The organism is Streptococcus sanguinis (genome assembly GCF_013343115.1).
In the GTDB taxonomy this organism is placed as follows: domain Bacteria; phylum Bacillota; class Bacilli; order Lactobacillales; family Streptococcaceae; genus Streptococcus; species Streptococcus sanguinis_H.
Genome location: NZ_CP054570.1, coordinates 1212368 through 1226793 on the forward strand (window position 1 = coordinate 1212368; position 14426 = coordinate 1226793).

General features: G+C 45.3%; 4 protein-coding genes and 1 pseudogene. All 5 read right to left on the reverse strand.

Annotated features, from left to right (window positions below; translation table 11 throughout):
- Positions 1-207: 207 nt before the first annotated feature.
- The 5 genes and pseudogenes from FOC72_RS05865 to FOC72_RS05885 all read right to left on the reverse strand — a co-directional run bounded on the left by FOC72_RS05865 (position 208) and on the right by FOC72_RS05885 (position 14386).
- Positions 208-10386: a CshA/CshB family fibrillar adhesin-related protein gene (locus FOC72_RS05865; RefSeq protein WP_174606301.1), complete on the reverse strand. Its 10179-nt coding sequence runs from the start codon at positions 10384-10386 to the stop codon at positions 208-210.
- A gap of 171 nt (positions 10387-10557) precedes the next feature.
- Positions 10558-11050: pseudogene (locus FOC72_RS05870) on the reverse strand (flavodoxin family protein).
- A gap of 74 nt (positions 11051-11124) precedes the next feature.
- On the reverse strand, positions 11125-11844 hold the full coding sequence (budA, locus tag FOC72_RS05875; RefSeq protein WP_002895835.1) for an acetolactate decarboxylase: 720 nt from the start codon (positions 11842-11844) through the stop codon (positions 11125-11127).
- Positions 11845-11991: 147 nt separating this feature from the next.
- Positions 11992-13221: a tetratricopeptide repeat protein gene (locus tag FOC72_RS05880; protein ID WP_002895836.1), complete on the reverse strand. Its 1230-nt coding sequence runs from the start codon at positions 13219-13221 to the stop codon at positions 11992-11994.
- Complete coding sequence (locus tag FOC72_RS05885) at positions 13208-14386, reverse strand: AI-2E family transporter (RefSeq protein WP_002895838.1); 1179 nt, start codon at positions 14384-14386, stop codon at positions 13208-13210. The genes FOC72_RS05880 and FOC72_RS05885 overlap by 14 nt, the downstream gene beginning before the upstream one ends.
- Positions 14387-14426: the final 40 nt, after the last annotated feature.

Here is a 14426-nt window from a genome sequence, read left to right on the forward strand (position 1 = left end):
AATCTCCTAAATAATCATTTAAATTGCAGATTTTATTATACACTATTCTATTTTAGTTATCCATATATATAACTATAATTGTAAGAAACCAACATTATAATTAGACACTTTGTTGAAAACAGTCTATTTTTAACAAAAAAAGAGGAAAGATCCATAAACGAATCTTTCCTCTTTTAATTTAGTATCTGAAACCTAAATTCTTAATTTTTAGTCTTCAGACTTCTTCTTTCTCTTCTCTAAACCAATCAGTCCTAAACCTGATACTCCCGCAAGTAAGCTTGCTGCCAAGTAGGAGGTTTCTTCTGTACCGGTCTTAGGAAGAGATTTTGCACCCGCACTCTTAGAAAGTGATGGCGGTGCAGGCGTAATCGTCCGCTCTGGCTGAACAGGATTTTCTGTCACAGTTGGAACGTAAACCGCTGAAATCGTCTGGCCATTACGGTCTTTGCGAATCACTGTTACGCCATCAGCTTGGCCGACAAAGCCCGTTTCTGGTACAAAGGTTACAGTGCCATCTGGCGCAATCGTGTAGGTTCCTTGGCCTGGAACAACCTTTTCAGTACTTCCATCCTCGAAAGTTGGCGGAACAGTTGGATCCACGTCGCCTTCAAAGATTGGTTTGCCAGTCTGCGGCTGTCCTTTTAGACCTATGCTGCTGGTATCTTCTGTAGCAGTACTTCCCAAAACAGTTGGGGTATAGGTTGCCGTCACGGCATTGCCATAAATATCTGAACGTTTCACGACAACTCCGCGAGCAGTTCCGACAAAGTCGGCTTCCGGCACAAAGGTCACTGCTCCCAGCATATTGAACCGATATGTTCCTTCTCCTGGGACAACCATCTCTGTGCTGCCGTCCGCAAAGGTCGGTGCTACTGCCTGGTCAATCGCTCCTTCAAAGATTGGCGTGCCCGTTTGAGCTTGGCCCTTGCGGCCGCTAGATACACTGTCCTTGCTAGTTGATGGTTCAACTACGGTTGGAACATAGCGAGCTGTAACTGAAGTGCCATTCTTATCACGACGGACAAGGGTCACACCAGTACCCTGACCAAGGAAATCAGCATCTGGAGTGAAGGTGACTGTACCGTCTGGTGCGATGGTGTATGTTCCCTGACCTGGAATAGTCTTTTCCTTGCTTCCGTCTTCGAAGGTTGGCTCTACTGATTCATCAATTGGAACCAATGGATCACCTGCTTCGAAGACAGGTTTGCCAGTCTGAACATGGCCTTTGATATTCGTAGAGGAAGCATTTTTACCAGTTGGGACTACTGCTTTCACTATTGCTTGATATTTGACAATAACAGGAGTTCCGTTAGTATCTAAACGAATCAATCCCAGTTCTGACGTTTCACCCTTGAATTGTTTTATTGGAGTAAAGGTCACCTTGTTATCCGCATCCACTTCGAACTTACCAACATTTGGCACTTCTTTAATATTCTTTCCGTTACCAAAGAGTGGAGTCGAACCAGCAGGGAATGGAACTAATTTATGTCCTGGCGTAAAAGTCACTTGACCTTTTTGAACCTGACCTTGCAGACCTTCTGTCTTGGTACCAGTACCTGTCGGAGTTACCTTGGTGAACTCTGGACTGTAGGTCGCAGTCACTGGTGTACCATTTTTATCTACTCGTTTCACAGTGATTGGGTCCGGTGTGCCTACAAATTGTTTGTCTGGGGTGAAGGTCACTGCTCCATCCGGAGTGATGGTATACGTTCCTTGACCTGGAATGATCTTCTGCTTGCTGCCATCTGCAAAGGTTGGCTCAACTGTCTCATCGATCGGAACTAGTGGGTCTGCACCTTTGAAAGTTGGAGTGCCGGTTTGCGGAAGACCTTGAGGACCTGTGCTCGTTGCGGTGGTGCCTGTTGGAGTTACCTCTTTGACTACCGCTTGGTACTTAACTGTAACAGAGGTACCATTGACATCAGTGCGAGTCAATTCAAGTTCTGGCGTTTCACCCTTGAATTGTTTGTCTGGAGTGAAAGTAACCTTGCCGTCTGCGTCCACTTCAAACTTTCCAATATTTGGTACTTCTTTAACTGTGGAACCATTGTCAAATAACGGAGTCGAACCTGCTGGGAATGGAACAGAATCATGGCCTGGAGTGAAGGTAACTTTGCCTTCTTGAACTTGGCCTTGCAAGCCTTCTGTTTTAGTGCCGGTACCTGTTGGAGTCACCTTGGTAAACTCTGGACTGTAAGTCGCAGTTACTGGAGTACCATTCTTATCCACACGTTTAACAGTGATTGGATCAGGTTTGCCTACAAACTGCTTGTCTGGAGTAAAGGTCACTGAGCCATCTGGAGTAATGGTGTAAGTTCCCTGACCTGGAATGGTCTTTTCCTTGCTACCATCGTCGAAGCTTGGCTCAACTGTTTCGTCAATCGGAACCAATGGATCACCACCTGCAAAGGTTGGGGTGCCCGTTTGAGGAAGGCCTTGTGGGCCAGTGCTAGTTGCGGTAGTTCCTATTGGGGTCACTTTCTCAACAGTAGGCGTGTACTTAGCCGTCACTGGAGTACCATTCTTATCTACTCGCTTAACAACAACTGGGTCTGGTGTTCCAACAAATTGCTTGTCCGGTGTGAAAGTGACAGATCCATCTGGTGTTACTTCGAAGATTCCGACATTTGGAACTTCCTTGCGTTTGCTTCCATCATCGAAAGTCGCTGGAGTATCATTATCCAGTGGTACATTCGGGTCGCCACCAACAAAGTTTGGTTTACCTGTTTGAGGGCGGCCTTGTGGGCCTGTACTGGTTGAGGTGGTGCCTGTTGGAGCTGCCTCTTTCACTACCGCTTGGTACTTGACGGTTACTGATGTTCCATTGGCATCCACACGAGTCAATTCGAGTTCCGGTGTTTCACCCTTGAATTGTTTGTCTGGAGTGAAAGTAACCTTACCGTCTGCGTCCACTTCGAACTTACCAACATTCGGTACTTCTTTGACAGAAGAGCCATTGTCAAATAACGGAGTCGAACCAGCTGGGAATGTAACTGAATCATGACCAGGCGTGAAGGTCACTTTGCCTTCTTGGACTTGGCCTTGAAGACCTTCTGTCTTGGTGCCAGTACCTGTCGGAATAACAGCAGTCACAGTCGCTTGGTAGTTAGCCTTAGCTACTGTACCATTGACATCGGCGCGTCTGATTTCGATTTCTGGTGTCTTACCGACAAACGTTTTAACTGGAGTAAAGGTAACATTACCCTCCATATCAACCTCGAACTTACCGACTTTGGCAATTTCTTTGACATTCGTGCCAGTGTCAAAGACTGGTGTACTGTTTTCTGGGAAGCCGACTTGCGGATTTCCTGCTTCAAAAGTAATCTTACCTTTTTGAACTTGGCCTTGAAGCCCCTCTGTCTGAGCACCTGTGGCTCTTGGAGTGACTTTTTCAACAGTTGGTGTGTACTTAGCCGTCACTGGTGTACCATTCTTATCTACCCGCTTAACAGTTACCGGATCTGGTGTACCAACATATTGCTTGTCAGGTGTGAAAGTGACAGATCCATCTGGTGCTACTTCAAAGGTACCGACATTTGGAACTTCCTTGCGTTTACTTCCATCATCGAAAGTCGCTGGGGTATCATTATCCAGTGGTACATTCGGGTCGCCACCAACAAAGTTTGGTTTACCCGTTTGTGGACGGCCTTGTGGGCCAGAGCTGGTTGAGGTAGTACCTGTCGGAGTGACTTCTTTCACTACCGCTTGGTACTTAACTGTAACAGGGGTACCGTTGGCATCTACACGAGTCAATTCAAGTTCTGGCGTTTCACCCTTGAATTGTTTGTCTGGAGTGAAAGTCACCTTGCCGTCCGCATCCACTTCGAACTTACCAACATTTGGCACTTCTTTAACTGCGGTACCATTATCGAATAATGGAGTTGAACCTGCCGGGAATGGAACTGAATCATGGCCTGGAGTGAAGCTAACATGACCTTCTTGAACCTGACCTTGCAAGCCTTCTGTCTTAGTACCGGTGCCTGTTGGAGTTACCTTGGTAAACTCTGGACTGTAGGTCGCTGTCACTGGTGTGCCGTTCTTATCCACTCGTTTTACTGTGACTGGATCTGGTTTACCTACAAATTGCTTGTCTGGCGTGAAGGTCACTGCTCCATCCGGAGTGATGGTATACGTTCCTTGACCTGGAATGGTCTTCTTCTTGCTTCCATCTTCAAAGGTCGGTTCAACTGTTTCGTCAATCGGAACCAATGGATCACCACCTGCAAAGGTCGGTGTGCCAATTTGAGGAAGACCTTGTGGACCGGTGCTTGTTGCATTGGTACCTGTTGGAGTTACTTTAGTAAACTCTGGACTGTAAGTTGCCGTCACTGGTGTGCCGTTCTTGTCCACTCGCTTCACTGTGATTGGGTCCGGTGTGCCTACAAACTGCTTCTCTGGCGTGAAGGTCACTACGCCATCTGGAGTAATGGTGTACGTTCCCTGGCCTGGAATCTTCTTCTCCTTACTTCCATCTGCGAAAGTTGGCTCAACAGTTTCATCGATTGGAACTAGTGGGTCTGCACCTTTGAAAGTTGGAGTTCCTGTTTGCGGCATACCTTGTGGACCGATGCTCGTCACGGTGGTACCTGTCGGAGTTACTTCTTTCACTACCGCTTGGTACTTAACTGTAACAGGAGTTCCGTTGGCATCCACACGAATAATTCCTAATTCTGGTGTTTCACCCTTGAACTGTTTGTCTGGAGTGAAGGTCACAATGCCATCTGCATCTACTTCGAACTTACCGATATTTGGTATTTCTTTAATATTTTTTCCGTTACCAAATAGCGGAGTCGAGCCTGCTGGGAATGGAACTAATTCATGGCCTGGCGTGAAGGTGACATGACCTTTTTGAACCTGACCTTGTAATCCTTCTGTCTTATCACCAGTACCTGTCGGAGTAACAGCTGTCACAGTTGCTTGGTAGTTGGCTTTTGCTGCTGTACCATTGACATCTGTACGGCTAAGTTCAACTTCTGGTGTCTTACCAACAAACGATTTGACTGGTGTGAAAGTAACATTCCCCTCTGTATCAACCTCGAACTTACCGACTTTGGCAATTTCTTTGAAATTCGTACCAGTATCAAAGACCGGTGAGCTGCCGGTTGGGAAGCCGACTTGCGGACTTCCTGCTTCAAAAGTAACCTTGCCTTTTTGAACTTGGCCTTGAAGCCCCTCCGTCTGAGCACCTGTCGCTCTTGGAGTCACTTTCTCAACAGTTGGCGTATAGTTAGCTGTCACAGGAGTGCCATTTTTGTCCACTCGCTTAACAACAACTGGATCTGGCGTCCCAACATATTGCTTATCTGGGGTAAAGGTAACAGAACCGTCTGGTGCCACTTCAAAGATACCGACATTTGGAACAACCTTGCGCTTGCTTCCATCATCGAAAGTAGCCGGAGTATCATTATCCAGTGGAACTCCCGGAGTGCCGCTCACGAAGTTTGGCTTGCCTGTTTGTGGACGGCCTTGCTCACCAATGCTGGTAATATTTGTTCCCGTTGGAACCACTTCTTTCACTACAGCTTGGTATTTGACGGTGACAGGAGTGCCATTCACATCAGCTCGAACCAATGTCAGCTCAGGAGTGGTTCCCTTAAACTGCTTCTCTGGCGTGAAAGTAACCTTACCATTGGCATCCACTTCAAATTTACCAACGGTTGGAATCTCTTTAACAGTCAAACCATTGTCAAAGAGTGGAGTTGTTTCAGCTGGGAATGGTACAGAAGCATGACCAGGCGTGAAGGTGACATGACCTTCTTGAACCTGACCTTGCAATCCTTCTGTCTTATCACCAGTACCAGTTGGAGTCACCTTGGTAAACTCTGGACTGTAAGTCGCAGTGACTGGTGTACCATTCTTATCGACTCGTTTTACAGTGATTGGATCTGGCTTGCCTACAAACTGCTTCTCTGGCGTGAAGGTCACTGTGCCAGTTGGTGCAATGGTGTAGGTTCCCTGACCTGGAATAGCTTTCTTCTTACTGCCATCTTCGAAAGTTGGCTCTACTGCTTCATCAATCGGAACTAACGGATCACCACCTTGGAAAGTTGGGGTACCCGTTTGCGGAAGACCTTGAGGACCTGTGCTAGTCACATTAGTTCCTGTTGGAGTTACTGATGTGACCGTCGCGATATAAGTGACTTTCGCGGCAATACCATTTGCATCTTTGCGAGAAATGCTAATTTCTGGTGTTTCACCCTTGAACTGTTTGTCTGGCGTGAAGGTGACATTGCCCTCCGCATCTACTTCAAACTTACCGACTTTGGCAATTTCTTTGACATTCGTACCCGTGTCAAAGACTGGCGTGCTGTTGGCTGGGAATCCGACTTTTGGATCGCCAGCTTTAAAAGTTACACGGCCCTTTTGAACTTGGCCTTGCGGACCTTCTGTCTGATCTCCAGTTCCCGTCGGAGTCACAGCGGTCACAGTCGCTCGATATTTGGCCTTGGCTAATGTACCGTTGACATCTGTACGACTGAGTTCAACTTCAGGAGTTTTACCTACAAAGGTTTTGACTGGAGTAAAGGTGACATTACCCTCTCCGTCCACTTCGAACTTACCGACTTTGGCAATTTCTTTGACATTAGTGCCGGTGTCAAAGACTGGCGTGCTGTTTTCTGGGAAACCAACTTGAGGACTTCCTGGTTCAAAAGTAACCTTGCCTTTTTGAACTTGACCTTGTGGCCCTTTTGTCTGAGCGCCTGTTGCTCTTGGGGCCACTTTCTCAACAGTAGGCGTGTACTTAGCAGTCACTGGCGTACCATTCTTATCCACTCGCTTAACAAGAACTGGGTCTGGTGTCCCAACAAATTGCTTGTCAGGTGTGAAAGTGACAGATCCATCTGGTGTTACTTCAAAGATACCGACATTTGGAACCACCTTGCGCTTGCTTCCATCATCGAAAGTCGCAGGAGTGTCATTATCCATTGGTACATCTGGATTGCCACTTACAAAGTTTGGCTTACCTATCTGTGGACGGCCTTGTTTACCAGTGCTGGTAATGTTTGTCCCTGTTGGAGTAACAGCAGTGACTGTTGCCTTGTAGATAGCTGTAGCTGTGCTACCATTCCTATCTGTACGAGTAATCCTGATGTCTGGCGTAAGGCCTTTAAATTGTTTCTCTGGAGTAAAGGTTACATTTCCATCCTCATCCACTTCAAACTTACCAACAGTAGGCACTTCTTTAACAGCCGAACCATTGTCAAAGAGCGGAGTTGAGCCAGCTGGAAAGGCCACCGTTTGTTTTTGACCATTGACTTGCGCAGAACCTTCTGTGAAGCTGACTTTTCCTCGCTGAACTTGACCTTGTCTACCACTGGTTTCAGCATTCGTTGCACTTGGTGCTGCTGCTTTCACATCAGCCTGATAGGTAGCTGTTACTTCTGTTCCATTGACATCTACTCGCTTGACAGTCTCTGCCGCTGGACGTCCAGTATAAGTCGGCAGTGGAGTAAAGGTTACTAGGCCTTGATTATCCACCTGATAAGTGCCGACACCAGCAACTGTTTTAGTTTGGCTGTCATTATCAAAGGTTGGCAACTTCTTGCTATCAATAGGAACACGATTATTGCCTGGATTGAAGGTCAATTGCCCTGTCTGAACTGCACCTTGAATGCCCTCGCTGCTGGCACCTTGAGCAGTTGGTCTAACAGGAGTCACCTTTGGCTGATAAACAGCTTGATGCGGAATACCTTTGCCATCAGTCAGCTGAACGGAAACAGGGTCTACAGTCCCAACAAAGTTTTTGTTTGGTTTGAAAGTAATCTTACCTGTTGCAGGTTGGATTTCAAAACGACCGACTTCCCGACCATTTGATAAAGCTGGAACTCTAGTATCATCTGTAGTCGCTCCATCTGCTTTCACAAATTTCACAGGATTTGCTGCAGTCGGATTTGCCGGAGTTTTGCCAGCATCACCATCATTAAAGACAGGCGTCTTTTCTTGCTTTAGTCCTTGAGCATCCGTTGTTTCATACTTAGGAACATTGAGCACGGTTGGCACATAGCGTCCATCCATGGTGTTGAGCTGGTCATTGATGGCTGCTTCAGCCTGATTCTTGGCAATCCAATCTGTACTTGCGCCGTTAGTATCAAAACGACGGATGTTAATCCCCTGGGCTGTGCCGACAAAGCCAGTCTTAGGCTCATATACCACATCTACATCCGCACCGTTTGCTGTTACTTTATAACGGCCTTCAGCAGTGTTATACCAGCCTGCTGCATCAGCAGTCAGGGCATTTCCTCTCGCATCCAATACAATCGGAGCTTTAGTAGTATCAATCGCTACTCTCTTATTTTCAGTATTTTTAGCAATCCCCTGAGGAGTGAAATGAAGAGTGGCTGTCTGTCTCTGATCACGGATTCCAGTACTTTCCTTCTTCTCCCCTTTTGGTGGATAGGTCAGTTCAACTTCTAGGTCTTCAACCTCACCACTAAATGCTGTTCCAGTAGGCTTTTCAATATCTCCCTTGTTCAAGGCAATACGAACCCGCATTCCCAGCTTGCTAAGTTCAGGATTGGTCATGGCTGGATTCTTCTTAAAGTTGACAGTATAATCTCCCGCAGTTGTTACTTCGGTAAATTCACTGGCTTCGTCTTCGTCAAAGACACCATTATTATTGAAGTCAATCCAGGCGCGGACATAGGCTTTTTCGTATCCGTTAGCTGAAGCATGGATGCCGAGAGAATAATCTCCGTCATGCAGACGGTTTACTGGAAAAAGACCATTGGTTTTCCCGACTAAATCATCAGACAAGAGCTGATTAATACCTTCATCGGCTAAATCATTCTGATCGTCATGCTTCCAGTTGTTTCCAGATGTGGTATCAATATCAGCCTCCACTCGGCCCAAGAATGGCTGTGGATTTTGACCGCCAGTTTCAGCATTGTATCTTGAAATAGCATGGATAGCTTTTCCATAAGAATCCGGTGCATCCCCTTCATCAATTGCCATAAAACCAATCATCGCAGCCTGCTGGCCAGAAGAAGCTATATAAATACCAACCTCTGATGCACCACGTGTCATGACAAGCGGAATTGTATTGTGTCTAGAAACGTTCGGTCCAAATACTTGACTTCCCAGTCCGCCAGTCTTTTGATCAGGACTGACATAGGCCTGCCAATGAACCCCAGTACCGTCATTTCCAATAAATTGGCCTTCTGTAGTAGGCTTCATTGGCTTATAGGTTTCTGTAATCTCAGTAGTCACACCATTTGCGCCTGTAACTGTACGCTTCCATTCGGCCAAATGTTCCCAACCCTTACCATTGGTTGTAAAGATAGCATACTCACCAGGGTTTGCCTCTTCTCCATCAGCCATGACAACGGTTGCTTTAACAGGCTTCCCACGATATCTAGCTTCAACTTTGAACTTCACGCCATAGTTGGCTTCATCTTTAGGAACCTGGAGTTGGGTTTTACGGCCTTTGGTATCAATTCCTTCTGACTTAATAGCTGAATATTGATTCTGAGCAGCACCAGTAATTTTAGGACGGTAATCATCACCATACCAATACTGATAAGCATAATTATTGCTATTGTTATATTGAAGCCAAGTATTTTTTGCATTGGGATCATAACTGCTTTCGTACTCAGTTCCCTTTACTCGATCACGATAGATCTCTGTCGCATAGAAAGGTTTCAATTCAGTAACAGTCAGTTTGACCACATAGCCTGGAGAAATTTCCTTCTCATATACTGTTCCAACTTTAAAGGAGCCATCTTTATCTAGATTTCTCAGTGATTTAGTATCACCAAAATCTAGCCAGTTTACCTGCTTCATCAACTCATCAGAACGTTTCCTCACTGATTCTTCCAGTGTTGGTTTAGAAACTGTAGGATTAGGTGTTGCATCTTGTATAGCAGAGCTAGCTTGACCAGCAGGACTGGCTGTACGGAATGATGTTCCTGCCTCCATTGGCTGGCCATTACGCTCAGACCTCGGTATAGCTGCAGAACTTGGTTTTGGCGTATATTGTACTGAATAAGAGCGAGTCCGACTAGCTTCAGCAGGTCTTGCTTCATTAGAGGTCTCAGCTGTTTGATTAGCTTCTTGCGCCTTTTCAGGTGTCACTTGCTCTGGGGCAGAAGCTGGACTTACCAGCTGATTTTGATTAACAATTGCTTCTGAGTTAGCTGTTTCAGAAACAGCGGATGTTGCTGTATTCTCAAGAGCAGGCTGACTGACTGGCTGACTCATAGCAGAGTCCGTCGGTTTTTCGGGCAGTGAGATATTATCATCTACAGATCCGCTGGCAGTTTCATCTGCATTGACTGTAGCCGCAGTACCTAAAAGGAAAACGGTAGATAATAATACCGAGCAAACTCCGACATTTAATTTTCGAATCGAAAACTTGTTTAAATGGGGGTTAAATAATTCTTTTCCCATAGAATCTCCTATATTAATATTTAATAGCAATTGGTATTATACAACATTTATATTTAGTTAGCCATGGATATGACTGTAGTTGAGGGGCATAGTGTCCAAAAATAGACACATAAAAAAAAGACTCCATTTTTATAGCAAAAAAAGAAGATCCGCAAACGAATCTTCTCACTTTTAACCTTCTGATAAAACCTTATCTAATTTTTCCTGTAGGGCTGCTAATTCCCAACCTTCGATTTCTTTTAGCTCATGATTGGTTACTGCCAGCCCCTCATATTCGAGTCCGCAGTTCTGGCAAAAGCGGCTCATCACGTAGTCCAGCATTTCAATTTCTTTGCTAGGTTGAGAACCTTGCAGGAGGAAAAACACCTTTTTGCCCTTGAGTGCTTCCTGCGGCTCATGCACATCAGCCAATCGGTCCAACAGGGTTTTTAGCAGACCCGAAAAAGACCACCAATAAATAGGACTGGTAAAGACCAGTACATCAGCCTGACTCAGTTGCTCATAGACTTGAAAGAACTGGTCGTTTTCTGCTGACTGGCCATATTGCTCAATGTGGTAGTCCACTAATTGAAGGGCCTCGTAATCTCTATCCCGCAAAAAAAAAATGCCCAAACTTAAAACTATTACCATTCCTATTCGGACTGGCGTTTACCAAATAAATCATAGCTTCTCTTCTCCTCTATTCTTTTTCCAATTATATCAAAAAAGAGGGAAGCAAACAATGCTCACCCCTACTATTTATTCCGACTTTTCCATATCTTCTTTCATCTCATCCATATTAAACTTAGCAAAGAGATACTTGCGATCTTGTACCGGGAAACGCTGATCCAGCTGGTCTACAGCGCCCAACTCGACGACACCTTCCTTGATAACAAAATCCATAACATGTCCACCAAAAGTTAAATCATCCGATACAAAATGCAGATGATAGCCTGCCAGACTGACCCCGTGGAAAATCTCAGGCGTCCAGATACCAACGATGGTGCCCGTGACATTTTCCTTACGATACTCAGGCTGGTTGACTGCTACTTCTGCAAACTTCCGTTCCGTCGTAGACTTGGGAATCATCCGAACATGCATATGAGCAAAATCACCGTGAATCTTGATAGAGCGGAAAAGATTTTCCCCATCATAGTAAGACTCAATTCGCTTTTCTAGCTCCTTGTCATCCATCTCAAAGCGCTGACGGAAAATGACCTCCGCCTGATGTGGAACAACTGCCGCATAAGGTACTGTCATATCCGGTGACACCTCAACCACTTCTGGCACTTCTCCAGAGCCCTTTGCTTGATAAGCCTTACCATCGAGAATAATAAGCTCACCATCAATAGAGTCCAGTGTTCCCAAGCCCAAATCTCCATACTGAAGCAGCTCTCCAACAGTCATACTGCCATCGTAAAGACCAGCCATCAAAGCTCCCAAAGTATTATATTGAAATAATTTGATTGGTTCTGCCATCTTTTTCCTTAATCTTTCTCTTCTTATAAATATTATTGCCCATCCAGCTAAGTTTTTTCATCTTTATTACATTGGCTTACTGAATTTCTACGCCAATCATTATACCATAAATCTCGGGAAAGGGCTGAGCGAGTGCTTCTTCAGCTATTATAAACTTTCATAAAGCTCCTGCATACTAGCATCATCAGGTACCAATCTCAGGTAAGAAGCAGCAGCCCTTTTAGCTTCTTCAAATCTGCCTAATTCTCGCAAAAGATAGACATACTGCTCTAGAAACTCTGGATTATCATGCAATTCACGAGCCAGTTGATTATAGAGTTCCTCTGCTTTTTCCAGATTTTCCAAAGCCTGATAAGCACGCGCCAGATTCCAGCGGGTCAAGGCATTATCGACTTCTTGCTCAGCAAATTCTAAAATATCTTCATAGCGCTCCTGCTCCAAATAAAGAGTAGTCAATCGCAAGGCAATCTCTTCCAAATCATCCGCATCTTCCTGAGCTTGCAAGAGATAATGTTCAGCCGCTTTCTCATCATGAAGTTCATAAGAAAGCTGCGAGGCTAAAAGCAAGAGCCGAGTCTCAAAAGGATTCTTAGCCAAGCCCTGCTGGGCAAGAGTCAAGGCTTCAGCCGTCCGATGCTCCGCATGAAGAGACAGGGCATAGCCATATTCGTAGCCTTCAAAATCCGGTGACAGAGTATCCAGTTGCTTGAAATAAAGATTGGCCTTCTGGTATTCTTCCTGGTCCGCTAATATAGTTGCCAGCTCATAAACCGCAGCATCGTCATGCTCCAGCTCAACCGCTTTCTCCAAAAACTCAATAGCCGCTGCAAATTTTCCAAGACTGGCATAGCATACCCCAATTCGCTGATAGGTTGAGACGCCTGTCTGCTCTAAGATTGAGCGATTGTCTAGCTGGGAGTATTCCTTAATCGCCTGTGAAAAATCCCCCAGCTCCAAATCTATCTCAGCCAGACCAAAGGTTATCAAAGGCTCATCAGTCAGCTCTGCTGCCTGAGCTAATTTTTCTCGAGCCACATCAGGAAGCCCCTCTAGCTGATAGAGGTCAGCCTTAGCCAAGAGAGCAGCAACATACCAATCACTATCTGGCTGAATCTCCTCCAGATAGGCAAAAGCCTGCTCCAACTCTCCATCATCACTGGCAATAGCTGCCAAGCTGATATAAGAAGCCGGATAGTCAGGGGCCAACTTTTCAAAAATACGCTTGGCCTGAGGGAAAAAGCCGATACTCTCTAAGTAATCGGCCAAATCCAATAATTCTTCTTCGCTGTCTGTAGTCAGGGCTTGCTCGAAATAGCGATCAGCCAGAGCTAGGTCCTGCTCCTGTAAAGCTGCCAACATTTGCTCACTCTTGCTCACTGATTTCTCCTTCTTGTTCAAAATCGGCTTCGTAGAGGCCACTTACTTTCTGATACCACTTAAAGATGGCTGCAATGGCTACTTTTGCTGAAGCATAGGCGGGAATTCCCAGGAAAACGCCCCAAATGCCAAACATGGTACCAGAAGTCAATAATACGAATAAAATCGTAATTGGATGAATGCTGAGCTGACTGCCCAAGACCAGAGGAGAAACAAAACGCCCCTCGATAGTCTGTTCAACAATGAAAACAACAATGACTTTAGCCAGCATCACTGGACCGCCAGCAATCAAACCGATGGCCAGAGCCGGAAGCATAGCCAAAAAGCTGCCCAGATAAGGCACCAGATTGAGAACGCCGGCAATTACTCCAAGAGTGACACCATAGCGCAGACCAATAATCTTGAAGAAAACAATAAACATCAGAGCTACAATGATAGCAACCGTCACCTGACCTCGCACATAATTAGCCAACTGGCTGTTGATATCCGTCATCACTTGACCAAAGGATTCGCGGAATTTAGTTGGCAGAAACTGGGTCACATAGCCTTTCAGATTTTTCCCATCTCTCAGCAGGTAAAAAAGGATAAAAGGCATGATGATAATTGCCACGATGATCTGCGAAGTTGTACTGATTAAGTTCCCCGCCCAGTTAACTGCTCGCGATGAAAAATTGCTGGCCCAATCGGTAATCTGGCTAGATAGATTGCTAGTGTATTCTTCAATCTGCGGCTTGAAATCTGCCGAAATATACTTGGTCACAACATCGTCGATGAACTTGTCAGCCTGCTTCAGATAAGCCGGAACATTTCTGACAAAGGCCATGACCTGATGCTGCAAGCTAGGAATAGCAACAGCCAAGCCCCAGATAATCAAAAAAGCAATTAAAACAAAGACAATGGTAATAGCAACCAGTCGATTAATCTTATGCTTTTCCATCCAGTCGACGATTGGATTTAACAGATAATAAAGCAGGCCAGCTAAAATAACCGGCAGCATAATCACTCCCAAGAATTCAATGACTGGACTAAAAATAAAACTGATTTTACTAAGTATAAAAATATTCAGTCCCATCAAAAGTGTTACTAAAAATACTGTAATGGCCTTGTTATCCAAAAACCATTTAAAAAACCAAGATAGGCTAAAATCTTTCTCTTTGTGCTCCATATTCTCCTCCTTTGACTTGTCATTTCATTGTAACATTTTT